Consider the following 23,274-nt stretch of genomic DNA (forward strand, 5'->3'; position numbering starts at 1 on the left):
GGACGACGATTTCGCGCGAAAGCCCGCCCCATGCGAGACCGCCTCGGCACGCCCGCACGTCGCCACCTCCAGAACGGCCTCGACAGCAGCCAGAACGGGGGCTCACTGGGCCCCGGACCGGCGGCGTTCCTGCCGGGTGCGGACCGCTGCGCGATGATTGAGCGCGGGTGACTGCGATGACCGGAAAGGCCGAGGCGTGTGCCGGGGTGGACGTTGGTGGCACGTTCACCGACGTCGTCGTGCACTCCCCCGGCCGCCGCCCCCGGGCCGTCAAGGTGCCCACCACCCCGGCCGACCAGGCCGAAGGGGTGCAGCGCGGCATCGCCGAAGGCCTGCCCGGCGGGTCGCTCCGGCTGCTGCCGCACGGCAGCACCACCGCCACCAACGCCGTGCTGGAGCGCAAGATCGCCCGCACCGCCTTCGTCACCACCGACGGCTTCACCGACGTCCTGCAGATCGGGCGGCAGAACCGGCCCGCCCTCTACGACCTGTCCGCCACCAAGCCGGAACCGCTGGTGCCGCACGAGCGGTCGGTCACCGTCGCCGAGCGGATGAGCCCGCGGGGCGAGGCGGTCGTCGAGCTCACCGATGCCGAGATCGACCGGGTGGTGGCCGCGGTCCGCCGCCTCGAACCCGAGTCGATCGCCGTGTGCCTGCTGTTCTCCTACGCCTGCGACGACCACGAGCGCCGGCTGTGCGCGGCGCTGGCCGAGATCGGCGTGCCGATCACCCGCTCCAGCTCGCTGCTGCCGGAGTTCCGCGAGTTCGAGCGGGCGTCGACCTGCGTGCTCAACGCCGCCGTCGAGCCGGTGATGCGCCGCTACCTGTCCAACCTGACCACCCGGCTGCCCGGCCCGACGATCACCGTGATGACCTCCAGCGGCGGCACGGCGGGCGTGGACTTCGCCGCGGCGGCCCCGGTGCACACGCTGCTGTCCGGCCCGGCTGCGGGCGTGGTGGCCGCCGGAGCGGTCGCGCGCTCGGCCGGGTTCGAGGACGCGATCGCGTTCGACATGGGCGGCACGTCCACCGACGTGTGCCTGATCCGCGAGGGCCGCCCGGAGGTGTCGACGTCGTCGGAGATCGCCGGGCTGCCGTTCCGGACCCCGGCGGTCGGCATCCACACCGTCGGGGCCGGCGGCGGGTCGATCGCGTGGGTGGACACCGGCGGCGCGCTGCGGGTCGGTCCGCAGTCGGCCGGCGCCGACCCCGGCCCGGCCTGCTACCGCCTCGGCGGCGAGGAACCCACGGTGACGGACGCGCACTGCGCGCTCGGCCACCTCGACCCCGCTCGCGAGCTCGGCGGCGGCCTCCGGCTGGACGCCGACGCCGCACGCCGAGCGCTGGAAACGCTGCCCGAGCCGGCCGCCGGAGTGCTGGCCGTCGTGCGCGCGACGATGGCGCGGGCGCTGCGCAGGGTCAGCACCGAGCGCGGCATCGATCCGGCCGGGCTCGCCCTGGTCGCCTACGGCGGCGCGGGCCCACTGCACGCGACCGCGCTGGCGCGGGAACTCGGCTGCCCCGCCGTCGTGGTGCCGCCCGCGCCCGGCGTGCTCAGCGCGCTCGGCCTGCTGCTGGCTCCGCCGCGCTTCGAGGCGTCGCGAACGGTGCTGGTGGACGCCGGCGAAGACCTGTCGCAGGCGTGGGAGGAACTGGGCACCGAAGCTCATCGGGAGCTTGAAAAGCAAGGCGTCACAACGGGAATATCACTGTCCAAAGTGGCCGACATGCGCTACGCGGGACAGTCCCACGAGCTGCGGATCGACGTCACCGAGCAGGCCGATCTCGCCGAGCTGCTGCACGACGCGCACCGCGAGTCGTACGGGTACGCGATGCGCGATGAGCGGGTCGAGGTCGTCACGCTGCGGGTCATCGCCCGCGGCGAGCCGATCCTCGCGGATTCGCCGCGGGACTGGGACCAGGGCGAACCGGAGCGCAAACCGGATCGCGAGATCGGCATCGGCGACCGGTCGGTGCGCGCGCGGATCGTGTCCCGGGCCGCGCTGCAGGCGGGCGACGAGGTCGCCGGGCCGGCGCTGATCGAGCAGCCGGACACCACGACGCTGCTCGCCGAGGACGAAGTGGCCACAGTGGACGAATCTGGGAACCTGGTGGTGCGGCTGACATGACCGAGCTGACCGCCGTCGAGCTGGAGGTGTTCCGCCACGCCCTGGCCGGCATCGCCGACGAGATGGGCGTGGCGCTGCGCCGCGCCGCCTACTCCCCCAACATCAAGGAACGCGCCGACTGCTCCGCCGCGGTGTTCGACCCCGACGGCGAGATGGTCGCGCAGGCCGAGCACATCCCGGTCCACCTGGGCGCGATGCCCGCCAGCGTCCGCGCCGTGCTGGAGACCTGCGGGCGGCTCGAACCGGGCGAGCAGGTCTGCGTGAACGACCCCTACCTCGGCGGCACCCACCTGCCGGACCTGACGATCGTCGCCGCCGTCGGCGACGGCGACCGGCTGCTGGGGTACGTGGCCAACCGCGCCCACCACGCGGACGTCGGCGGCGCCGCGCCGGGCTCGATGCCCGCGACCGCGACCGAGATCGCGATGGAGGGCGTCCGCATCCCGCCGGTCCGCATCGCCGACGCGACCGGCGAGCGCGAGGACGTGGTCCGGCTGATCGCGGCGAATTCGCGGACCCCCGAGGAACGCCGCGGCGACCTGCGCGCCCAGTTCGCGGCGAACCACGTCGGCGCGGTGCGGATGCGCGAACTGGCCGCCCGGATGGGATCGCGGCGGCTGCGCACGGCGATGGCGGCGGTGTGCGACTACTCGGACCGCCGGGTGCGCGCGGCGATCCGCGACATCCCCGACGGCTGCTACCGCAGCGAGGACGTGCTGGAGATCGGCGACGGGATCCCGATCAAGGCGGCGGTGACGGTCTCCGGCGACGAGGTGCTGGTGGATTTCGACGGCACGGCGCGGCAGATCCCGGTGAACTGCAACGCGGTGTTCGCGGTGACGCTGTCGGCGTCGATGTTCGTGCTCCGGATGCTCACCGACCCCGACGCCCCGCCCAACGCCGGCTGCTACCGGGCGCTGCGCGTCGAAGCGCCGGAGGGCACGGTGGTGAACCCGACGTTCCCGGCCCCGACTGCGGCGGGCAACGTGGAGACCAGCCAGCGCATCGTGGACGTGCTGCTCGGCGCGTTCGCGCAGGCGATCCCCGACCGCGTCCCGGCGGGGAGCCAGGGCACCATGAACAACCTGCTGATCGGCGGCGGCGACCCGGCGTTCAGCTACTACGAGACGCTGGGCGGCGGCGAAGGCGGCACTCCCACCCGCGCTGGGATGTCGGGCGTGCACACGGGCATGACCAACACCCAGAACACGCCGGCGGAAGCGATGGAGCTGGACTACCCGCTGCGGGTCTGGCGCTACGAGCTCCGGCCGTCCTCCGGCGGCGCGGGACGGCACCCGGGCGGCGACGGCCTGGTGCGGGAGATCGAAGCGCTCGCCGACTGCACCCTGACGATCCAGTCCGAACGCCGCGAACACGCCCCGCGGGGAGCCCGGGGCGGCGAGCCCGGCGCGGTGGGCCGCAACGTCCTGGTCCGGGCGGACGGCACCGAGGAAGGGCTCCCGGCCAAGGGCACCTGGCCGCTGCGCCGAGGGGACCGGATCCGCATCGAAACCCCAGGTGGAGGCGGCTGGGGCGGTCCCGGCGAAGGCGACTGAGCGCTACCCTGGAGGTGCCGGCCGGGCGCCCTGCGCTGGCACGTGGAGCTTTCGAACTTCCCGGCCCGGCGGAGCCTCCGACCCCAGCGGCCGGAGGCTTCCGCATCCCGGCGCCCGCGCCCGTTGGCTGAGAGGCGGCTCGGACTGCACAGCGCGCTTCGTTCAGATCTCGTTTGGCAAAAGGGTGATTCATGGTGAGTGGTAATGGTCGTTCCAACGACCATTACCACTCACGACCGGCATCAGCGGGTCAGGCCGTGGGCCGGCCAGGCCGTGTCGTCGGCGGCCAGCCACGGCTCGTTCGCGGCGGCGGTGGGGGTCGTCCCGGTGAACGCGCGGACGTCGTGGTGGAGGTGGGACTGGTCGGCATAGCCGCCGTCCGCCGCCACCTGCGCCGGGGCATGCCCGCTGACCAGGCGGTGGATGGCGTTGTCGAAGCGGACCAGCATGGCGGCGCGTTTGGGGGTCAGGCCGATCTGCGAGCCGAAGCGCGACCACAGGCGCTGCCGGCTCCATCCGATCCGGGCCGCGAGGTCGCGCACCCGGGCGCGGCCGTGACCGGCGACGATCTGGCGCCATGCCCAGGCCACCTCGGGCTCGACCACCCGGCCCGCGTGGAGCCGGCCGGACAGCTCCGCGTCGATCAGGGCGAAGCGCTCCCGCCAGGTCCGCGCCTGGTGCAGCCGCTCCCGCAGGCGCGGTGTGTCGCGGCCCCACAGGTCATCGAGCGCGACGACGCTCCCGCGCAACTCCGCGAGCGGGAGCCCGAGCACGGAGTAAGCGGCAAGCGGGGACAGGCGGATCTGGATGCACGCGACGCCCTCGGCGCGCGCCTGGAACGCGCGGAAGGCGAGCCCGGCGGCCAGGCTCTCCAACCGCATCCGGCCGGTCGCGCCGTGGATGTCGAACGGGCGGTCGCCGAACTCGACGGCCACGGTGACGGCCGGGTGGGGGATGGCGCGCAGTTCGACGGGACCGCGAATGCGGAATCCCGCCATGTCGACTCCGGGCAGCGCGGTTGCCCGCGACGGTCGCGCGATCTCCCAGTCAGCGGTGGAACCTGCCGTCCGGCGAACTGATCGCACGCGTCAACTGTACGAGCGGCTCGGCGGCGGGACCACGGTGATGACATTTCTCCAATACCCGTCGTGCCGGACGCCGGAAGGGTGACCCCGGAACGACGGGCGGAGGAGCCATGGACGAGACGACCATCCCGCACCACCGCGGCCGGCGGTCGTGGAGCCGACGGCGGCGGATCACGCTGCTGGCCGCCGGTGGGCTGGCCGTCCTGCTGGCGTGGAACACGGTGTCAGTGCGCACGGAGACGGCCGAAGCCTCCGGCGAGCAGATCGTGCGCGTTCCCGGCGGGGACATCCGCGTCGTGCAGGAAGGACCGCCCGGCGCGCCCGCGGTGGTGCTCCTGCACGGCCTGGCCGGATCGGCGGCGTGGTGGGAGCCGGTGCTGCCGGCATTGCGGGACCTGCGCGTGGTGCGGGTGGACCTGCTCGGGCACGGCGGATCGGCCAAGCCGACCGATGGCTACGACATCGCGGCGCAAGCGGGCCGGGTGGGGGCGGTGCTCGATCGGCTCGGGGTGCGCCGTGCGACCGTCGTCGGGCATTCCACCGGCGGCGCCGTCGCCGCATCGCTGGCCGAGCAGCGCCGCGACCTGGTGGCGGCGGTCGCGCTGGTCGACACCGGCCCGCGGGCGGACGCGTTCCTCGGCGACAGCTTCGTCGCCGACCTGATGACCACGCCGGTGGTGGGGGAACTGATCTGGCGGCTGCGCACCGACGGCGCGCTCCACGGCGCGATGAGCACCGCGTTCACCCGCGAGGTGCGGATCCCCGAGCAGCTCGTCGCCGACGTCCGGGGCATGACCTACCGCAGCCTCACCGCGACCGACGAGGCGGTCGACGCGTTCCTGGCGGAACGGCCCGTCCCCGACCGGCTCACCGGCCTCGGCCTGCCGGTCCTCGTCATCTTCGGCGCCCAGGACCGGCGGTGGCAGCCGTCGTCCGCACAGGACTACCGCCGAATCCCCCACGCCCGGATCGAGATCCTCGACGGTGTCGGCCACACACCCATGTTCGAGGCCCCGGACACCACCGGGGCCCTCCTGCGCGGTTTCGCCGCCGAAACCGCATCGCGCTGACCGTCAGGCGTCGAGGTGGGTGAAGTCCGGGCGCGGCGCCTCCGCCACCAGGGCCCGGATCGCTTCGCGGGCTTCCGTCGGGGTTGCGTCCTTCCGCCACCACAGGGCCACCTCCCGCCCCTGCGGCACGTCGCTGATCGGGATCAGGCGGACTCCCGAGGTGTTCGCCATGACCATCGCCAGCGCGTTCGTCACGCCCACCGCGATCCCCCGCCGCACCAGGGCGATCAGGGTCTGGGGCTGGTTCGTGCGGAAGACGACGTCGGGCACCAGGCCCGCCTGCTCGAACGCCAGGCTCGACTCGAAGTGGCCGTTCTCGCGGTCGGTGTTCTCGCCGATCGTGATCAGCGGCCTCGCCGCCAGGTCCGCCAGTCGCAGCTTCCCGGCGGGCCGGTCCTCGCCGGCGGCCATCACCGCCACCAGCGGCTCCCGCCACAGCGGCTGGAAGGTCAGCGCGTCGCCGGCCGCCACCGGCAGCACCGGCCGGACCGCCAGGTCGATGTCGCCGGCGATCAGCGCGGCCTCCAGCTCCAGCGTCGCGCCCTCCCACGGCTCCAGCTCGATGCCCGGGAACTGCGCCGCGCTGCGCTCGAAGAGGAACGGGAACAGATGCGCCGCCGCGCTGGGATAGGCGCCGAGCCGGACGCGGCCGCGCACCCGGTGGGCGGCGCGCCCGGCCTCCTCGCTGGCGGCCCGCAGGTGCTGCAGGATGCCTCGCGCGTGCGGGAGCAGCGCGCGGCCCTCGGCGGTCAGCGCCACGGGGTGGTGCGAGCGGTCGAAGAGCTGCACGCCCAACGCCCGCTCCAACTCCGAGACGTGCGTGCTGATCCGGGACTGCGACCGGAACAGCGCCTGCGCCGCGGCGGAGAACCCGCCGTGCTCCACTACGGACACGAAGCTGACGAACCAGTCGAGGCGGTAGCGGTAGGCTTCGCCGGGCTTCACCGCCACCACCTCGCGTCCCGTCGTGCGTTCATGCTGCTCAGCCGAACAACTTGTCCAGCTGCTGGTTCACGGTCAGCACCGCGAGCACGCCGAACAGCAGGATGGACCAGATCAGCGCGGCCAGCCGGTAGCCGCGGACGCGGATCGCGGCGGGCAGCATCTTGCGGTTGATGGCGATCAGCAGTCCTGAGTAGACGAACATCATGACCCCGCCGACGCAGGCCGCGATGGTGGCGAGCAGCAGCGGCTGGCCCAGGCCCGCCGCCACGACCAGCGCGCCGATCAGCACCAGGCCCCACACCAGCCCGGCGTAGATCTTGCTCTCGGAGGCGTTCGGGAAGTACGTCGTCTTCAGCACGTCGGCGGCCAGCCTGCTGGTGTAGTCGACGATGCCCAGCGCCGCCGCGAACAGCGAGAAGGCACCCACGATCCAGAAGAAGTAGCCGAACCAGCCGCCGGCCGTGGCCATCATCTGCTCGCCCTCGGCGCGCAGGAACGACACGTCGTTGGACACGTCGCCGCCGAAGACGGTGGCGTAGGCCAGCAACGACATGAACATGATGGACAGGAAGGTGATGGCGACGAAGGTGAGCAGCTGCTCCTTGTTGGCGAACCGCCACCACACCCGCCAGCGGGCCAGGTTCTCCTCGGTGGCCGGGAAGATGAACCCGGCCTGGCCGCGCGCCTCCGCCTCGCCGGTCAGCGGCGAGACGATCTTCGGGACGTAGCGGCCCATCCCGAACCCCTTGTCCCGGATCCAGTTGCTCTGCACCAGGTTCTGCCCGCCGCCCGCGCCCGCGAAGGCGAGGGCGCCCATCAGCACGGCGAAACCCAGTTCCGCGGCGGGGAATCGCGGCTGCGTGACCACGCTGGGCAGCGCCGCCCAGGTGTTGGCGCCGATGACGAACAGCGAGCCGATCACGATGAGCAGCAGGATCGCGGCGACCTTGAGCATCTGCGCGCGTTCCAGTGCGGTGTAGACGGCCGGCGCCAGGGTCAGGATCAGCGCCACGATCACGAGGATCACCACGGAGATCACCGCGACGTTGCCGCCGACGACGTAGCTGACCAGGGTCGCCGAGCTCGTCGCCCACGCCGGCCAGAGGTTCGCGAAGTAGGCCAAGATCGCGAACACCAGGCCCCAGTGCTTCCACAACCGGCTGAAGCCGGTGACCGCGGTCTCCCCGGTGGCCAGGGTGTAGCGCTCGATCTCCATGTTCAGGAAGTACTGCGTCACCAGGCCCAGCACGGCCGCCCAGACGAACGTCAGGCCGACCTGCGAGGTGATGTACGGGAAGAGGATGAACTCGCCGCTGGCCAGGCCGACCCCGGCGGCGACGATGCCCGGGCCGATGAGGCGCCACTGCTTGCCGGGCGGCTCGGGGAGATCGCGGACCTGGGGGCGCGGGATGTGCTTGTCGGGAAAGGCTCCGGCTGGATCGGGGATGCTCGCGTCGGCCATCTGGACACCTTCGTTCGTGGCTCGCCGGTTCAGCACAGCTGCCGATCACCGAGGCGCCGGGCCGCCGCCACCGGTCGGCCCGGCGGCGGGTCAACGCACGAACTGGTCGACGAAATCGCCGCCGAGTCCGACCTTCTCGTAGTGCTCGCGGCACATTTCGATCTTGGTGAACACGTCTTCGTAGCCCACCTGGTGACCGGCCTCGTCAAGGTAGATCATCGCACCGGTGATGTTGAAGAACGTGACCATTTCGTCGCAATCGGCGGGCACCGCGAGGGTGTGGATCTCACCGGGCGGTTCGTACACGTAGTGCCCGGTCTCGGCCGTCCACGGGTGTTCGTGGTAGTGCCACTTGCCCTTGATCACGTAGCCGTGCACCGCACCGGGGTGGCGGTGCCGGGACACGATGCCGGACTTGGTCACCCACAACAGGTTGCACCACTGGCCGACGACGGTGTTGAACATCAGCGGCCGGAACCAGACGTCCGGCGCCTGCGGCACCCACACCCGGTCGTCCTCGGGCACCGCCGCGATCGCCACCTCGGGCGGGATCGCCGGCGACGGCAGCACCTGGAACTCGGACGGCATTTCGCTCACTCCCAACTGGTTTCGGGTTCTTGCTCGAGCGACGCAGCCGCGCGCCACGCAAGACGAGTTCGACGAGAGCTTTCAGACGGCCAGGTAGCCGCCGTCGACCGGGAGGACCGTCCCGGTGATGAATTCCGCCTCCGCGGAGGCGAGGAAGAGGACCGCGCGCGCCACGTCCTGCGGGGTTCCCCAGCGGCCCAGCGGGGTCCGGGCGAGGATGCGCGCATCGGCTTCGGGATCGGATTGCAGTTCTCCCGTCAGCGCGGTGCGGATCCAGCCCGGCGCCACCGCATTGACCCGGATGCGGTCGGCCGCGTAGCCTGCCGCCAGCGATTTGGTCAGCTGCACCACGCCGCCCTTGCTGGCCGAGTAGCCGGGCACCTGCGCGCCGCCGAAGAAGCTGAGCATGGAAGCGGTGTTGACGATGCAGCCGCCGGAGCTGGCGAGCAGCGCGCGGGCCGCCGCGCAGGCCCGCATGGTGCCGGTGAGGTTGACGTCGACGACCCGCGCGAACGCCTCCGGCTCCAATTCCGCGCCACGGCGGATGATTCCCGCGCAGTTCACCAGCACGTCCAGCCGGACCAGATCGTCCACAATGGTCTTGATGCCGCCCGGGCTGGTCACGTCGGAATCGAACGCGTCGATGGTCGTGTCCAGTTCCGGCGATGGCTCGCCCACTCCGGTGACGCGGACCTCGGCGTCGTGGCGGGCGAAAGCGTTGGCGACCGCCGCGCCGATGCCGCTGGTGCCGCCGACGACGAGCACCGACTTCCCGGCGAATGCATCGGCTCGCAGGGTGGACAACGGCGATCAGTCCCTTCCGGATTGCGTTGCCATGGCGGATTCCGGGATCCCGACGGGCTTGCGGACCAGGAACGCGTAGCTGAGCGCGGCGGCGATCGCGATGCCGCTGGCGGCCAGCAGGGCGAGCACGAACGAACCGGTCTCGTCCACGATGATGCCGGTGATCAGCGGCGCGAACGCCCCGCCGAAGTAGCCGCCGAAGTTCTGCAGGCTGCCCAGCGACGCGGTGATGCGCTCGCTGCCCACCGTGGTCGCCAGCGACCAGGCACCGGCGCTCGCGGAGTTCATGAAGAACTGGGACGCGGAGATGGACACCAGCGCCAGCGCGGTGCTCGGGGTGAGCGCGACGGGAATGGTGCACAGGCCGCCGATCAGCAACCCGCCGCAGATCGGCACCTTCCGCGCGAGCATGGTGGGAACCCCGCGCCGCACCAGGAGATCGCCGACGCCGCCGCCGGCGAGCATGCCGAGCGTGCCGGCGAGGTAGGGCACGATCAGCGCGATCCCGGTGTCGGCCACGCTCAGGCCGCGCTCGCTCTCCAGGTAGGCGGGCAGCCAGGTCAGGTACAGGTAGATCGAGTAGATCACCCCGGAGAACCCGAGGATCATGCCCCACGTGGTGCGATGCCGCAGCAGCCCGAGCCACTCCCGCACCGACACCGGCTCCGCGGCGGGCTGCGGCTCGCCGGAGAGCTGCTTGCGGTCCCGGTAGACGACGAACCACACCAGCGCGAGCACGATGCCCGCCAGCCCGGCGACGACGAACATGGCGCGCCAGCCGTAGCTGAGCATCAGCCAGGTCAGCAGCGGCGGAGCGATCGCCGGGGCGAGCGTGGAGGCGGTGTTGAACAGCCCGATCGGCGTGCCCCGCGATTCGCGCGGGAACCAGTCGGAAACCACCTTGGCGCCGCCGGGGAAGGCGGGCGCCTCGCCCAGCCCGAGGAACAACCGGCCGAACAGCATCTGCTTGAAGTTGGCGGCGATCCCGCAGAACGCCTGGGCGATCGACCACAGCAGCAGCCCGCCGCCGAGCACCTTGCGCGGCCCGAACCGGTCGAGCAGGCCACCGGCGGGCAGCTGGGCGAACGCGTAAGCCCACGAGAAGACCGAGAGCAGCAAGCCCATTTCGGTGGGGCCGATGCCGAACTCGTCCTGGACGCTGTGGGTGGCGATGGCGAGCGTGCTGCGGTCGACGTAGTTGACGATGCCGATGAGCAGCAGCATGACGAGCAGTACGAAGCGCATCCGGCGGATGCTCCGCGGTGGACTCATTCCGGTTCCCCCGAGACTCGACGACTTCGTCGGAGTTGGAGCCAACGTGCGCGAAAGACCGGAGCCGTTCCGGGATCGTCCGTCGGCTCCTGGGGCTAGACCCTAAGCAGGCGTCCCATCCGGGAGAAGCGCACTTTTCAAATACCCGCCATCCGCTACGCGGATACCGCGGGCTCAGCGCTCCCGCGCCTCGGCGCGGCGCAGCCGCTCCGCTGCCGCGTCGCGGTCGTGCTGCGCGCGCTCGCGGCGCTGACGCGCCGTCTTCGCGTTGCGGCGGTGCTCGCGGAGCTCGCTTTCCGCCTGCTGCAGCGCCTCGCGCAGCTCCTCGCAGCGCTGCTCGGCTTCGCGCTCCGCGGTCTCGGCGCGCTCCTCCGCGCCGGTGGCTTCGCCCAGGTGCTCATCGGTGTGCCGCAACTGCTCGCGGAGCTCGCGAAGTTCCCGTTGGGGTTTGGGGCGCGCGGCGGTGCGGCGGATGGCGGCGACGGCGAGTTCGTCGAGGCCGAACCCGCTGTATTCCAGGGGTTTGATGAGGGTTCCGGTTCGGACCGCGCGGCCTGCTTCGGGATCGGACAGCGCCGCGGTGAGGGTCTGCTCGACTTGTTGCCGGGTCGGTTCGGCGAGCCGGTGGCCGTGCTGTTCGGCGAGTTCCGCGGCCCTGCCGGTGATCTCGCGCAGGACGCGGGTGCGGTCTGCTGCGAGGGCTCGCAGGTCGTCGCCGCGCAGTTCGCGCTGCGCCGCTCGCAGCTTCTCGCCCAGTTCCAGGAGCTCGGTGACGCTGCGGGGATCCCGGCTGGCGAGCAGGTTCACCGCCCAGGCCGCGGCGGTGGGCTTGCGCAGCTTCTTGAGCTGCGCGGCGAGATCCCGGTCGCCGCGTTCGACCGCCGCTGCCGCGTGGCGGTCGCGGGCCGGGATGAACTCGGCCGGATCCGCCGCGTACAGCTCGCGGGCGAGTTCCTCCAACTCCACGGGATCAACGTGCCACGTCGGCGCGGCGTGCGCGATGCGGCCGGACGCCGCAGGCTGGGCGCATGACGGTTTTGGAACGTCCTCGCGAGGGGGCGCTGATCGCCGGGGTGTGCGCCGGGATCGCGAACCGCTTCGGCTGGCGCGTCGGCCTGGTGCGGCTGGTGTTCGTGCTCTCCTGCGTCCTGCCCGGCCCGCAGTTCCTGATCTACCTGGGCCTGTGGTTGCTGATGCCCCGGGCGGAGTGACGGTCTCCGCTGGTCAGGACCCGTGAGCGGTTTGGGGTGCCATAGAGCCTGTTTCCAAACCCGCTCTGCGTGGCGGTGCGGCTAGCGGCCCCCTTGCGGGAATTGCGGTCGCCCTCTCGCTACAGCAGCACAAACCGCTCACGGCCCCATGCCTGCGGGAACGCCGCTCCGCAAGCCGTGGCATGTCGCGGAGCTCCCGGCTGATGGGGTTTCGCATCGCGGAATCGCGGCGTGGGCTCCGCCTCATCCGGAGCCGGAATCTTGCGGCACGCCGGGCGGTTTGCACGGGTGTGACTTTGCGCCTTTCCGTGCTGGACCGCTCGCACACCATGCAGGGGCGGAGTCCGCAGCATGCCCTGCAGGAGACGGTTCGCTTCGCCCAGCAGGCCGAGGCCCTCGGTTACCACCGGTTCTGGGTGGCCGAGCACCACAGCGTGCCCGGCGTCGCCGGCGCCGCGCCGACCGTGCTCGCCGCCGCCATCGCCGCCGCGACCACCCGCATCCGGGTCGGCACCGGCGGCGTCATGCTGCCCAACCACCAGCCGCTGGTGGTGGCCGAGCAGTTCGGCGTGCTCGGCTCGCTGTTCCCGGACCGCGTCGATGTCGGGCTGGGGCGCTCGGTGGGCTTCACCAGCGGCATCCGGCGCGCGCTGGGACGCGACAAGGACGCGGCCGACCGGTTCGGCGAGCAGCTCGTCGAACTGCTGGGCTACCTGTCCGGGCAGCCGGGCAGGTTCCCCGGGGTGCACGCGGTCGCGGCCGAGGAGCTGTCGATGCCGGTGTTCCTGCTGGCCACCGGGTCGGGAGCCGACACCGCCGCCGAGTTCGGGCTGCCGCTGGTGATCGCCGCGGTCCACGGCGACGACCGGATGACCGACACCATCGACGCCTACCGCGAGCGCTTCCGCCCGTCGGCCTGGGCGGCGCGGCCGTACGTGGTCCTCGCCCGGTCCGTCGCGGTCGCCGACACCGCGGAGCAGGCCCGACGGCTGCTCGTGCCCGAGGCGTGGGCGACCGCCGAATCCCGCATCCGCGGCGAGTTCCCGTCGCTGGAACCGCCGGAGCAGGTGCTGGCGCGCGAGATGTCCGAGCGCGAGCGCACCCAGTTCGAGCGCGCGCTGCGGGGCCACGTCTTCGGCACCGCGGACGAGGTCGCGGTCGAGCTGAAGGAGCTGACCGCCCGCACGGGGGCCGACGAGCTCCTGGTGACCACCACGGCCTACGACCCCGCCGACCGCCTCGACTCCTACCGCCGCCTCGCCGCCCTCATCTGACGCCGGACGGGGCGATTTCGCGCCTGCGCTCAGGTGGGTGGGGTGATGCCGCGGCGGGTGTGGCCGGGGACGTGGTGGATGCGGTCGACGTCCCGGCGGTGGCTGGAGTCGAGCTGCCACGGCACGCTGACCACCATCACTCCCGGCTCGAACCGCAGCCGCCAGCTCAGCCGCAGCGAGCTCTGGTTGTGCAGCAGGTTCTCCCACCAGTGGCCGACGACGTACTCCGGGATGTACACGCACACCAGGTCGCGCGGCCCCTCCCGGCGGATCCGCTTGATGTAGTCGATGACCGGCCGGGTGATCTCGCGGTAGGGCGACTCCACCACCTTCAGCGGCACACCGATGCCGTGCCGATCCCACCCGCTGCGCAGCAGCTGCGTGTCCGCTTCGTCGACGTTGACGGTGAGCGCGGTCAGCGTGTCCGGCCGGTTGGCGCGGGCGAACGCCAGCGCACGCAGCGTCGGCTTGTGCAATGTGGACACCAGCACCACCGCGTGCACCCTGCTGGGCAAGGTCATGCCGTCGACCTCCGGTTCGAGCTCCCGCCGCACGTCGCCGTAGTGCCGGTGGATCGCCCGCATCATGAGGTACAGCAGCGGGATCGCGATCACCACGAGGTAGGCACCGTGGGTGAACTTCGTGAAGAGCACGACCACCAGCACCGTCGCGGTCAGCACCGCGCCGACCGCGTTGACCAGGCGGGACCGGTGGTACCGCGCCCGGTGCGCGGCGTCGCCGGTGGCGAGCAGGTGGTTCCAGTGCTTCACCATGCCGACCTGGCTCAGCGTGAACGACGTGAACACCCCGATGATGTAGAGCTGGATCAGCCCGGTCACGGAGCCCTCGAACGCCGCGATGAGCGCGATGGCGACCAACCCGAGCACCACGATGCCGTTCGAGTGCGCCAGCCGGTCGCCGCGGGTGTGCAGCTGGCGCGGCAGGTACCGGCGCTGCGCGAGCAGCGAGCCGAGCATCGGGAAGCCGTTGAAGGCGGTGTTCGCGGCGAGCAGCAGGATCAGCGTCGCACCGGCCTGCACGACGAAGAACAGCACGCTGTTCACCCCGAACACGGCGCCCGCGATCTGCGCGATGACGGTGCGCTGCCCCGTGCTGTTGCAGTCCGCGGGGAAGCCGATGAGGTCGCACGGGTGGTTCGCGACCCGCACGCCGGAGATCATCGCCAGCGCGGTCACGCCGCTGAACAGGCCGATCGCCAAGGCGCCCATGATGATCATGGTGCGGCCGGCGTTGACGTCCTTCGGCGGCCGGAACGCGGGCACCCCGTTGGAGATCGCCTCCACGCCGGTCAGCGCCGTGCATCCCGAGGAGAAGGCCCGCAGCAGCAGGAAGATCAGCGCCAGTCCGGTGACGTCGACCTGCTCCGGCCGGATGCCCCAACCGGCGCTCTCCGCGACCGGCGGGTGCCCCGCCGCGGCCTGCCCGAGACCGACTGCGACGGTCAGGCCGATCGCCGCGACGAACAGGTAGGTGGGCATCGCGAACGCCCGGCCGGACTCGCGGATTCCGCGCAGGTTCACCGCGATCAGCAGCACGACGGCGACGACGGCGATCCACACCCGCTGCGGGTACAGCGCAGGCACCGCCGACACCAGGTTGTCCACCCCGGCGGCGACCGACACCGCCACGGTCATCACGTAGTCGACCACCAGCGCGGCGGCCACCACCAGGCTCGGATCGCGGCCGAGGTTGCGGGCCACGACCTCGTAGGACCCGCCGCCGCTGGGATAGGCGTGCACGACCTGCCAGTACGAGGCGACGACGACGGCCAGCAGCACCACGACGGCCAGCGCCACCCACGGCGTCAGGTGCAGCAGCGCCAAGCCGCCGAGCGACAGGATCAGCAGGATCTCCTGCGTCGCATAGGTGACCGACGAGAGCGGGTCGCTGGCGAAGATCGGCAGCGCGAGCCGTTTCGGCAGCAGCGTCTCCCGCAGCCGGTCGCTGCGCACCGGACGCCCCAGCACCAGCCGCTTCAGCACATGCAACGCCGAAGCCACCCCACCAGGCTAGGCGCGCCCGCCGCCGACCGCGCTTCGCGCTCCAGCTCGGTTTCGTCAGCAGCGGCGTGCGACGGTGATGATCTCCGGGCTGTCGTCGCGCAACGGGCTGCGGTCCCAGTCCCCGAACTGCTCGGCCACCGCCAGGCCCGCGTCGGCGAGGAACGCCGCCAACGCCTCCGGACCGAGGAATCGCAGCGTGCTCCGGCTCTGCAGCGGCCGGTCCCACCCTTGGCCGGTGTAGGTGTGCGTGGCGGTGACGAGGTCGCCTGCCACCAGCAGCACCTCGCACTCGCAGTGCACCGCGACGCCCGCCGGATCCACCACGCCGCCCGAGTACCGCAGGTGCCAGTCCTCCCATTCCCGCGCGAGCGGGTTCCGGGTTTCGAACGCGAACACGCCGCGGTCGGTGAGCGCCGCCGCGATCGTCGTGAGCGCGACGCGCAGCTCGTCGTCGCCGAGCAGCACCTGGAACGCGTGGCCGGTCATCACCACCAGGTCGAACTCCTGGTCCCAGGCCGGTGCCCCGGCCAGATCGGCGAGAACCCACTCGATGTCCGAGCGCGCCCGCGCCACGTCCAGCATCCCGGCGGCCGGGTCCAGGCCGCACAGCCGCCCCTGATGGCCGTTGTCCCGCGCGATGCCCAGCAGCGTGCCCGTCCCGCACCCCACGTCCAGCACGGACCGCGCGGACATCACCAGGGGCAGGTAGAACCCGAAGTCCGAACGTTCGTCCGTCGGGCAGTAGAGGTCGTAGAGCGCCGCGAGCCGATGATCGGAGAACTGCAGGTCGACCATGTCCGTCAGCCTGCCAGAGCCCAGCGGAGCACGGCGACCGAATTTGCACCGCCGGCTACCCGTGAGCACTTTGGAGCGTTATAGCGGCACGAAGTGCTCACGGGACTGGCCGGACCCGCGCTCGCCTAGCCGGCGAGGGGCAGTGCGGGGCGGCAGGCGAAGTCGACGACCTGGTGGGCCATCGTGCGCAGCTGGTCGGCGTAGGGCGACGTCGGGTCGCCGTCCTCCGCGAAGCAGGGCTGCGCGGAGTTGATCGCCACGCCCAGCGGCGTCGGCCAGCCCCGGAGGGCGTGGGCGATCGCGCGGAGCTGGCCCAGGGTCGCCGCCGGGGCCTGCCAGCCCGCCGCCGTCGAGATGCAGCCGACCGCCCGGCCGTCGAGGTATGGCCGGTCGTCGCCCCGGAGGTCCTCGACGTAGTCGAGGGCGTTCTTCACCAGACCGGACAGCGCGCCGTGGTAGCCGGGCGAGGCGATGATCACCCCGTCCGCGCGGCGCAACGCCGTCACCAGGTCGGCCGCCCGCGAGGTCCGATCGCCCGAATCCGGTTGGTACATGGGCAGGTTGATCTCGTCGGCCCCGAACAGGAGCGTCTCCGCGCCGTGCTCCCGCGCGGCGGCCAGCGCGAACCGCAGCGCCCGCTCGCTGCTCGATCCGGCGCGAGTCGTGCCGCCCAGCCCGACGATCAGCGGAGCGGAGCCGTCGCGCACGAGCTTCTCGTTGTCCTGCATGGCGAACACCTCACTGGTAGTTGGCGAAGTCGAACCGGGACACCTCGGCCAGCTGGTCGCCCAGCACGTCGACGAGGGCCGTGAAACCGCGCTTGCCCGCCTCCGGCGTCGCGCGCGTCGGGTCGCCGAGGTAGCCGTCCGGGCCGAAGTCGTCGGAGAGCCAGCCGAAGGCGACGCTGCCGCCGAACCGGACGTGGCGGTTGTCGTTCATGCTGCTCGGCACCCGCGTCCTCGCGGCGGACATGTCCACCAGCTCCGGCCGCAGGTGCAGCATCAGCGACGTCTCCATCGCGCCGCCGTGGATCCCGAGGCCCTGCTCGGTCCCGGCGAAGGACTCGTCCTTCTCGACCGGCACGAACGTGTTGGCGGCGAAGGTCAGCAGCCCGTGCCGGTGCCGGATGTCGCGCAGCGCGGTCTGGATCTCCGAGATGTTGCCGCCGTGGCCGTTGACGAACACGATGCGCCGGAAGCCGGCCGCGGCCACCGACCGACCGATGTCGTCGAGCACCGCGGCGAACGTGGTGGTGGACAGGGAAAGCGTGCCCGCCGCCCAGACGTGCTCGACGCTGCGGCCGTAGGACAGGGTCGGCAACAACCACAGGTCGAGCTCCTCGCCCCGCTCGGCCACGGCCGCCCGCGCCGCCGCCTCGGCGACCAGCGCGTCGGTGACCAGCGGCAGGTGCGGCCCGTGCTGCTCGATCGCGCCGACCGGCACCACCGCGATCGACGACTCGCCGCACGCACCGGCGACGTCGGCGACGCTCAGTTCGGCGAACTCGCGGGATGTGATCACGACTTCTCCCCTGCGTAGGCAACGGCCCGGATCTCCACCCGCATCTGCGGCGTGGCCAGCGCCGGGTAGATCAACAGCGAGGCGTAAGAACGCTCGTCGAGCAGCGCGGGCGCGTGCTCCGCGAGCCACTCGTCGCGGGCTTTCATGTACTCAGCCCGTTCGGCGGGATCGGCGACGAACTGGTCCAGCTGCACGACGTCCGCGAGCTCGGCGCCCGCGTCCGCCAGCAACTGCCGGACCCTGTCCAACGTGATCCGCGTCTGCTCGGCGATGCCGTCGACCGGCGCGCCGGTGTCGTCGGTCGCCCCGTCGATCCCGCTGAGGAACACGAAACCGCCTGCCGCGGCGCCCCTTCCCCACGGCTGCACGGCGTCCCCGTAGGACAGTGGGCCCAAACCACGTTTCACTTCGACTCCCGGACTCGTTTGATGAGGTAGTACGCGACGGCCGCGACGACCCCGCCGACCCAGTACGTGATGTCTCCCAGCTGCGGGAACGCGGCCGCCAGCGGGCCGGTGTAGAGGCTCTGGCTCATGAACGGCACGGACGCGACCACGCCGATGGCGAACGCCGCCAGCCCCGGCCCGAGCCGCCGCGACCGGTCGTAGAACGTGGCCACCTCGACGCCGTCGCGCCGGTGCACCAGGAAGTCCACCAGCGTGACGCCGAGCCACGGGCCGATCCAGTAGCCGACCACGAACAGGAAGTTCTGGAAGTTGCCGAAGGCCTCGCCCTCGACGTGCCCGGCCCACCAGCCCAGCGCGGTGCCCAGCACGCCGGTGAGCAGCGCGGAAACCCAGCGGCGCAACGGGATGTCGGCCATCAGCAGGGCCAGCGAGCCGGAGTAGATGTCCAGCACGCTGCCCGCGATCGTCGACGCCAGCAGCGCGATCAGCGCGATGATCGCCAGGCCCGACGGGATCAGCTGCGTCACCAGGTCGGTCGGGCTGTTCGGGAAGATGACGGTGCCGATCGCCGCGCCGAGCAGGTGCATCCACAGGCCCGCGATCGCCGCGCCGAGGAACGCCGACCAGCCCAGCCGCGCCCGGCTGGTGTCGCGCGGCAGGTAGCGCGTGTAGTCGGATGCGCCGATCGCCCAGCCGAAGGTACGCGAGGAGCTGACGGCCACGGTCATCAGCAGCGCCCCGGTCAGCGTCTTCTCGCCGGGATCGCCGACCGCGCCGACGTCGCCGCGCGCGATGCCGTACCAGGTGATGAGCACGAACAGCACCGCCATCACGCCGAGCAGCATCCGCTCGATGCGGTGCACGAAGTCGTGCCCGATGATGGCGATGACGATCTCCACCACCGCGACGGCGATCAGCGCCCACAGGAACGGGATCCCGAACAGCTGCCGGACGATGTAGGCGCCGAGCACGGTGTTCACCGCGAAGTAGCCGAATCCGGTCAGGAACAGCAGGAACACCGGCACGAAGTTGCCGAAGTAGCCGAACGGGCCGCGCGACTGGACCATCTGCGGGGCGCCGGCCTGCGGCCCCATGGTGGCCGCCACGCCCAGCAGCAGGCTGCCGATCAGCGTGCCGACGACCAGCGCGAGCGCGGCCTGCGCGAAGCTCAGGCCGAGGAACGCGGTCGGGATGGCGCCCACCACGAGCGCCGAGTACTGCAGGTTTCCCGCGAACCACAGGGTGAACGCGGACAGCGGCGATCCGTGCCGCTCGTCGTCGCGGACCGCTTCGATGCCCTTGTGCTCGACCCCGCCTCGAGGCGGTTGGCCGGCCACGGCGGGTGCGGCTTGGGCAGCGTCTTCGACCATGGGGTCCTCCCGGGGACGCACCGATGGGTTGGTGTTCGCCGGGCGGCGGATGAGGCCGGATGTTGATGTGGCGAACATTCACCGGGGATCGTGAGCCGCGACGGCTCCGGAGTCAAGAGCCGAAACGGGACTTGACGAAGCGGAAATCCGGAGGAAACTGATCCGCAGGCAATGTTGATACTACTTACATTTGCTCGTCAGCGGCCCGGACAGCCGGGCAGGATGGAGGTACCCGTGCGGTACGGCGTGTTCTTCTTCGGCTCCGTGGAGATGCCCGACGTGCTGGCCGGGAACCCGCTGCCGGCCGGTCAGCGCCGCGCCACCCGGCAGCAGGTGTGGGAGGCCACCGAGCACCTGATCGACATGGGAGTGCGCGCGGAAGATCTCGGCTACGACAGCTACTGGCTGGCCGAACACCACTTCCAGCACGAGGGCTACGAGATCGTGCCCAACTCCCTGATGCTGCAGTCGAACCTGGTCGCCCGCACCCAGCGCATCCAGGTCGGCGCGATGTTCAACATCGTCCCGCAGTGGCATCCGCTGCGGCTGGCCGAGGACTTCAGCACGCTGCTCAACCTCTCCGGCGGGCGCGCGGTGCTCGGCGTCGGGCGCGGCACGGTGCCCCGGGAGCTGCGCAGCCTCGGCCTGCACCAGGCGGACATGGGCTACCTGGAATCCGAGGAGAAGAGCAAGGCCATCGACGCGCACAACCGCGAGGTCTTCGCCGAGTACATGGAGGTCGTGCGCACCGCGCTGGCCAACGAGACCTTCTCCTACAAGGGCAAGTTCTTCGAGCTGCCGCCGCCGGACACCAACGGCCCGGACGGCGCGGTGGACACCCTCACGCTGCTGCCCGGCCCGCTGCACCCGGTGGAGATCTGGCAGGCCGTGACCAGCCCACCCACCCTCGGCTACGCCGCCGAGGTCGGCCACGGCTGCGTCTGGTGGAACCAGTACCACGGCTTCGTGCGCGACCAGTGGGAGCGCTACGCGGAGCTCTACCGGCAGCACCACGACGTCGATCTCTCCAGCGGCGCCAAGCGAATCCTGGTGCTGCCGGTGCACATCGCCGACGACCACGAGACGGCGTGGCGGATCGGCGGCGCGGGCCACGACGAGTTCTGGAACCTGCTGGCCCCGTTCGGCTGGAGCCGCGGCTACCGGGGCGAGGACGGCAAGCCCGCCAAGCCCGGCCTGGTGCCGACGCTGGAGCAGTCGACGGACCAGAAGATGTGGGCGATCGGCACTCCCGAGGAAGTCGCGGAAACCGTCCAGTTCCACAAGGATTCCCTAGGCCTGGAACACCTGGTGATCTTCCCCCACTTCCCGGGCCACACCTACGCGATGGCGGCGGAGCAGATGCAACGCTTCCAGGACCAGGTCGTCCCCCTCCTCCGCTGACCGCAGTTTCAATTGAAACTGCGGAAGTTGTCCACACCCTCCGGCGTGTCGGGGTCCGACACGCCGGAGGTCCGCAATTTCAATGGAAATCGAAGGTCCGATTTCCATTGAAATTGCGGAAGTTGTCCACAGCCGTCCGGGGTTGTCCACAGTCCCCGGCATGTCGGGCCGTGACACGCCCGGGGCCCGGACCGACAGTTTCAATTGAAACTGCGGGCCGGGCCCGGGGGGTCACTTGCGTTCGAGGACCGCTTTGAGGAAGCGTTGGGTCCTCTCGTGCTGGGGGTCCTCGAAGATCTTCGAGGGCGGGCCGGATTCGATCACCGCGCCGGAGTCGAACATCAGGACCCGGTCCGAGATCTCCGCCGCGAACCGCATCTCGTGGGTCACCAGCAGCATCGTCATCGCGGTGGTGTGGGCGAGGTCCCGGATGACCGCGAGGACCTCGCCGATGAGCTCCGGGTCCAGCGCGGAGGTGACCTCGTCGAAGAGCATCACCTTGGGGCGCATGGCCAAGGCCCGCGCGATCGCCACGCGTTGCTGCTGGCCGCCCGAGAGCTGCCCCGGCTTGTGCCGCAGGTGCTTCTGCAGCCCGACCATCCGCAGCAGGTCGACCGCGCGGTGCTCGGCGTCGTCCCGCGACATCCCCAGCACCTGGACCGGCGCGAGCGCGACGTTGTTCAGCACCGTCATGTGCGGGAACAGGTTGAAGTGCTGGAAGACCATGCCGATCTTGCGCCGCACCGCCGCCTGGCCGCGGGTGTCCGCCACCGCGCCGCCGCGGCGGTCCCACAGCGGCTCGCCGTCGACCTCGACGAGGCCGCTGTCCGGCTCCTCCAACGTCATGAGCAGCCGCAGGATCGTGGTCTTCCCGGAGCCGCTGGGCCCGATGATGGAGACCTTCTCCCCCGCCGCCACGTCGAGGTCGAGCTCGCGGAGCACGTGGTTGTCGCCGAACGACTTCCCCACGCCCGAGAACGAGATCATCGGCTGGACGTCCTCATCGCGGATGCGCAAGGCGCAGCTCCAATCGTTTGATCAGCTTCGCGGCCGGCAGGCTCACCGCCAGGAACAGCAGGCCCGCGATGGTCAGCGGCTCCAGGTAGCGGTAGCTGCCGGAGCCGATCGACGTCGCGTGGCTGAGCAGCTCGAAAACCGTGATGGCGGACAGGATCGCCGAGTCCTTGAACATCTGCACCACGTAGTTGCCCAGCGCCGGCACCACGTCGCGCACCGCCTGCGGCAGCACCACGAACCGCCAGCGCTGCACGGCGGACAGGCTCAGCGCCGTGGACGCCTCCCACTGCCCGGCGGGCACGCTCTGGATCCCGGCCCGGTAGACCTCGGCGGTGTAGGCGCTGTAGTTGATGCCGATGACGATGATCCCGGTGACCAGCGGCGAGAACTGCACCCCGACGTTGGGCAGCACGTAGAACGCGAAGTACGCCTGCACCAGCAGCGGCGTGCCCCGCACGAACAGGACGAAGAAGTCGAACAGCCTGCCCAGCAGCGGAATCCGCGAGTAGCGGACGACGGCCACCCCGAGCCCGAGCAGCAGCGCGATCGCCGTGCCGACGAGCGTGACCTGAACGGTCACCCACAGTCCGTCCAAAAGGGACGGAACGATGCTCGCGGCGAAGGCCCAGTCCCAGATCATGAGCCGACCACCCCACCCCGCCGGAACAAGCGCTGCAGCAGCGTGGGCCGCAGCTCGGGCCGCCCCGGATCCATCCGGCGTTCGAGCCGGCCCATCCCGACCGACAGCACGTACGCGGCGACGAAGTACAGCACCAGGATGGTGCCGAAGACCGCGGTGGTGGCGCCGGTGGTCGCGCGCACCATCTGCGCCCGGAAGGTCAGGTCCGCGACGGTCACCAGGGACACCAGCGAGGTGTTCTTCAGCAGGTCGACGAAGACGTTGCCGAACGGCGGGATCATCGCCGGGATCGCCTGCGGCAGGATCACGTACCGCATCCGCTGGTAGGGCGTCAGGCTCAGCGCGATCGCCCCTTCGCGCTGCCCGCGCGGCAGCGCCGTGATGGCACCGCGCACGATCTCCGCGCCGTAGGCGCCCTCGTTGAGGCCGAGCGCCAGCACCGCCGCGGCGAACGGCACCAGTTGGACCCCGAAGAACGGCAGGGCGAAGAACAGCCAGAACAGCTGGACCAGCATAGACGTGCCGCGGAAGATCTCGATGAACACCCCGGCCGGCCAGCTCAGCCAGCGCCGCCGCGACATGCGGCACAGGCCGGCCGCGAACGCGACCAGCACGGTGATCACCACGCCCACCGCGGTCAGCGCGAGCGTGATCAGCAACCCGTTGAGCAGCAGCGGCAAGAACGGCAGGATCTGCGACATGC

Annotated in this window: 22 protein-coding genes; 6 read left to right on the plus strand and 16 right to left on the minus strand. The window is 71.3% G+C overall.

The genetic code is table 11. The features are described 5' to 3' along the window. The first annotated feature begins 176 nt into the window (after positions 1–176). Together AB0H93_RS09075 and AB0H93_RS09080 are read left to right on the plus strand one after the other, a co-directional pair. Positions 177–2,129, plus strand: coding sequence for a hydantoinase/oxoprolinase family protein (locus AB0H93_RS09075; RefSeq protein ID WP_358569816.1), 1,953 nt, complete (start codon positions 177–179; stop codon positions 2,127–2,129). Beyond that, a complete protein-coding gene (locus AB0H93_RS09080) occupies positions 2,126–3,685 on the plus strand; it encodes a hydantoinase B/oxoprolinase family protein (protein ID WP_358569819.1) in 1,560 nt (519 codons plus the stop codon). The genes AB0H93_RS09075 and AB0H93_RS09080 overlap by 4 nt, the downstream gene beginning before the upstream one ends. Before the next feature lie 242 nt (positions 3,686–3,927). Here the strand turns inward: AB0H93_RS09080 and AB0H93_RS09085 are convergent, their stop codons facing one another. Next, the gene (locus AB0H93_RS09085; protein ID WP_358569821.1) at positions 3,928–4,770 is read right to left on the minus strand and encodes a helix-turn-helix domain-containing protein; all 843 of its coding nucleotides are present in this window, start codon (positions 4,768–4,770) and stop codon (positions 3,928–3,930) included. A 110-nt stretch (positions 4,771–4,880) separates the two neighbouring features. Between AB0H93_RS09085 and AB0H93_RS09090 the strand changes: the two genes are divergently transcribed. Then, entirely contained in the window at positions 4,881–5,840 is a 960-nt protein-coding gene (locus AB0H93_RS09090) for an alpha/beta fold hydrolase (RefSeq protein WP_358569824.1), read from the plus strand. Between the two features lie 3 nt (positions 5,841–5,843). Here AB0H93_RS09090 and AB0H93_RS09095 read toward each other — a convergent pair whose 3' ends face one another. The 6 genes from AB0H93_RS09095 to AB0H93_RS09120 form a co-directional block, all read right to left on the minus strand. Next, the gene (locus tag AB0H93_RS09095; protein ID WP_358569827.1) at positions 5,844–6,785 is read right to left on the minus strand and encodes a LysR family transcriptional regulator; all 942 of its coding nucleotides are present in this window, start codon (positions 6,783–6,785) and stop codon (positions 5,844–5,846) included. A 37-nt stretch (positions 6,786–6,822) separates the two neighbouring features. After that, the gene (locus AB0H93_RS09100) at positions 6,823–8,247 is read right to left on the minus strand and encodes an Nramp family divalent metal transporter (RefSeq protein ID WP_358569830.1); all 1,425 of its coding nucleotides are present in this window, start codon (positions 8,245–8,247) and stop codon (positions 6,823–6,825) included. 90 nt (positions 8,248–8,337) lie between these two features. Continuing rightward, entirely contained in the window at positions 8,338–8,835 is a 498-nt protein-coding gene (locus AB0H93_RS09105; protein ID WP_358569832.1) for a 2,4'-dihydroxyacetophenone dioxygenase family protein, read from the minus strand. Between the two features lie 81 nt (positions 8,836–8,916). Further along, positions 8,917–9,639 (minus strand): SDR family oxidoreductase, encoded by a 723-nt coding sequence (locus tag AB0H93_RS09110; RefSeq protein WP_358569835.1) that lies wholly within the window; start codon positions 9,637–9,639, stop codon positions 8,917–8,919. A 6-nt stretch (positions 9,640–9,645) separates the two neighbouring features. Next, entirely contained in the window at positions 9,646–10,884 is a 1,239-nt protein-coding gene (locus AB0H93_RS09115) for an MFS transporter (RefSeq protein WP_358569838.1), read from the minus strand. Between the two features lie 201 nt (positions 10,885–11,085). Further along, positions 11,086–11,877, minus strand: a complete 792-nt coding sequence (locus tag AB0H93_RS09120) for a hypothetical protein (protein WP_358569841.1) — start codon at positions 11,875–11,877, stop codon at positions 11,086–11,088. Between the two features lie 62 nt (positions 11,878–11,939). Between AB0H93_RS09120 and AB0H93_RS09125 the strand changes: the two genes are divergently transcribed. Together AB0H93_RS09125 and AB0H93_RS09130 are read left to right on the plus strand one after the other, a co-directional pair. Next, the gene (locus tag AB0H93_RS09125) at positions 11,940–12,122 is read left to right on the plus strand and encodes a PspC domain-containing protein (RefSeq protein WP_358569843.1); all 183 of its coding nucleotides are present in this window, start codon (positions 11,940–11,942) and stop codon (positions 12,120–12,122) included. A gap of 329 nt (positions 12,123–12,451) precedes the next feature. Continuing rightward, positions 12,452–13,396 carry an LLM class flavin-dependent oxidoreductase gene (locus AB0H93_RS09130; protein WP_358570531.1) on the plus strand — a complete coding sequence of 315 codons (945 nt, stop codon included), beginning with the start codon at positions 12,452–12,454 and terminating at the stop codon, positions 13,394–13,396. Positions 13,397–13,425: 29 nt separating this feature from the next. Here the strand turns inward: AB0H93_RS09130 and AB0H93_RS09135 are convergent, their stop codons facing one another. From AB0H93_RS09135 to AB0H93_RS09160, 6 genes are all read right to left on the minus strand, one after another. Continuing rightward, positions 13,426–15,417, minus strand: a complete 1,992-nt coding sequence (locus AB0H93_RS09135; RefSeq protein WP_358569846.1) for an APC family permease — start codon at positions 15,415–15,417, stop codon at positions 13,426–13,428. 57 nt (positions 15,418–15,474) lie between these two features. After that, positions 15,475–16,215 carry a methyltransferase domain-containing protein gene (locus AB0H93_RS09140; RefSeq protein WP_358569849.1) on the minus strand — a complete coding sequence of 247 codons (741 nt, stop codon included), beginning with the start codon at positions 16,213–16,215 and terminating at the stop codon, positions 15,475–15,477. Positions 16,216–16,340: 125 nt separating this feature from the next. Beyond that, entirely contained in the window at positions 16,341–16,943 is a 603-nt protein-coding gene (locus tag AB0H93_RS09145) for an NADPH-dependent FMN reductase (protein ID WP_358569852.1), read from the minus strand. 10 nt (positions 16,944–16,953) lie between these two features. Continuing rightward, on the minus strand, positions 16,954–17,736 hold the full coding sequence (locus AB0H93_RS09150; protein ID WP_358569855.1) for a creatininase family protein: 783 nt from the start codon (positions 17,734–17,736) through the stop codon (positions 16,954–16,956). Continuing rightward, on the minus strand, positions 17,733–18,143 hold the full coding sequence (locus AB0H93_RS09155; RefSeq protein ID WP_358569857.1) for a RidA family protein: 411 nt from the start codon (positions 18,141–18,143) through the stop codon (positions 17,733–17,735). The genes AB0H93_RS09150 and AB0H93_RS09155 overlap by 4 nt, the downstream gene beginning before the upstream one ends. Then, entirely contained in the window at positions 18,140–19,513 is a 1,374-nt protein-coding gene (locus tag AB0H93_RS09160) for a cytosine permease (RefSeq protein ID WP_358569860.1), read from the minus strand. The genes AB0H93_RS09155 and AB0H93_RS09160 overlap by 4 nt, the downstream gene beginning before the upstream one ends. A gap of 234 nt (positions 19,514–19,747) precedes the next feature. On the opposite strand from AB0H93_RS09160, the gene AB0H93_RS09165 reads away from it, so the two are divergent. Continuing rightward, the gene (locus AB0H93_RS09165; protein WP_358569863.1) at positions 19,748–20,914 is read left to right on the plus strand and encodes an LLM class flavin-dependent oxidoreductase; all 1,167 of its coding nucleotides are present in this window, start codon (positions 19,748–19,750) and stop codon (positions 20,912–20,914) included. Between the two features lie 231 nt (positions 20,915–21,145). Here the strand turns inward: AB0H93_RS09165 and ehuA are convergent, their stop codons facing one another. From ehuA to ehuC, 3 genes are read right to left on the minus strand one after another with little or no spacing between them, the layout of a single operon-like run. Continuing rightward, positions 21,146–21,901, minus strand: a complete 756-nt coding sequence (gene ehuA / locus AB0H93_RS09170) for an ectoine/hydroxyectoine ABC transporter ATP-binding protein EhuA (RefSeq protein WP_358570534.1) — start codon at positions 21,899–21,901, stop codon at positions 21,146–21,148. Between the two features lie 13 nt (positions 21,902–21,914). Continuing rightward, positions 21,915–22,571 carry an ectoine/hydroxyectoine ABC transporter permease subunit EhuD gene (ehuD, locus tag AB0H93_RS09175; RefSeq protein WP_358569866.1) on the minus strand — a complete coding sequence of 219 codons (657 nt, stop codon included), beginning with the start codon at positions 22,569–22,571 and terminating at the stop codon, positions 21,915–21,917. Next, on the minus strand, positions 22,568–23,272 hold the full coding sequence (ehuC, locus tag AB0H93_RS09180; protein ID WP_132494510.1) for an ectoine/hydroxyectoine ABC transporter permease subunit EhuC: 705 nt from the start codon (positions 23,270–23,272) through the stop codon (positions 22,568–22,570). Before ehuC ends, ehuD begins: the two co-directional genes overlap by 4 nt. Positions 23,273–23,274 lie beyond the last annotated feature (2 nt).

Origin of the sequence: Saccharopolyspora sp. NPDC050642, assembly GCF_040654735.1 — a bacterium.
In the GTDB taxonomy this organism is placed as follows: Bacteria; Actinomycetota; Actinomycetes; order Mycobacteriales; family Pseudonocardiaceae; genus Saccharopolyspora; species Saccharopolyspora elongata.

What these genes read in the sequence shown, in the direction of transcription:
- AB0H93_RS09075 (WP_358569816.1), top strand. Translation starts at nt 177, where the DNA reads ATGACCGGAAAGGCCGAGGCGTGTGCCGGGGTGGACGTTGGTGGCACG.
- AB0H93_RS09080 (WP_358569819.1), top strand. Translation starts at nt 2,126, where the DNA reads ATGACCGAGCTGACCGCCGTCGAGCTGGAGGTGTTCCGCCACGCCCTG.
- AB0H93_RS09090 (WP_358569824.1), top strand. Translation starts at nt 4,881, where the DNA reads ATGGACGAGACGACCATCCCGCACCACCGCGGCCGGCGGTCGTGGAGC.
- AB0H93_RS09100 (WP_358569830.1), bottom strand. Translation starts at nt 8,247, where the DNA reads ATGGCCGACGCGAGCATCCCCGATCCAGCCGGAGCCTTTCCCGACAAG.
- AB0H93_RS09105 (WP_358569832.1), bottom strand. Translation starts at nt 8,835, where the DNA reads ATGCCGTCCGAGTTCCAGGTGCTGCCGTCGCCGGCGATCCCGCCCGAG.
- AB0H93_RS09115 (WP_358569838.1), bottom strand. Translation starts at nt 10,884, where the DNA reads ATGCGCTTCGTACTGCTCGTCATGCTGCTGCTCATCGGCATCGTCAAC.
- AB0H93_RS09125 (WP_358569843.1), top strand. Translation starts at nt 11,940, where the DNA reads ATGACGGTTTTGGAACGTCCTCGCGAGGGGGCGCTGATCGCCGGGGTG.
- AB0H93_RS09130 (WP_358570531.1), top strand. Translation starts at nt 12,452, where the DNA reads ATGCAGGGGCGGAGTCCGCAGCATGCCCTGCAGGAGACGGTTCGCTTC.
- AB0H93_RS09140 (WP_358569849.1), bottom strand. Translation starts at nt 16,215, where the DNA reads ATGGTCGACCTGCAGTTCTCCGATCATCGGCTCGCGGCGCTCTACGAC.
- AB0H93_RS09145 (WP_358569852.1), bottom strand. Translation starts at nt 16,943, where the DNA reads ATGCAGGACAACGAGAAGCTCGTGCGCGACGGCTCCGCTCCGCTGATC.
- AB0H93_RS09160 (WP_358569860.1), bottom strand. Translation starts at nt 19,513, where the DNA reads ATGGTCGAAGACGCTGCCCAAGCCGCACCCGCCGTGGCCGGCCAACCG.
- ehuA (WP_358570534.1), bottom strand. Translation starts at nt 21,901, where the DNA reads ATGATCTCGTTCTCGGGCGTGGGGAAGTCGTTCGGCGACAACCACGTG.
- ehuD (WP_358569866.1), bottom strand. Translation starts at nt 22,571, where the DNA reads ATGATCTGGGACTGGGCCTTCGCCGCGAGCATCGTTCCGTCCCTTTTG.
- ehuC (WP_132494510.1), bottom strand. Translation starts at nt 23,272, where the DNA reads ATGTCGCAGATCCTGCCGTTCTTGCCGCTGCTGCTCAACGGGTTGCTG.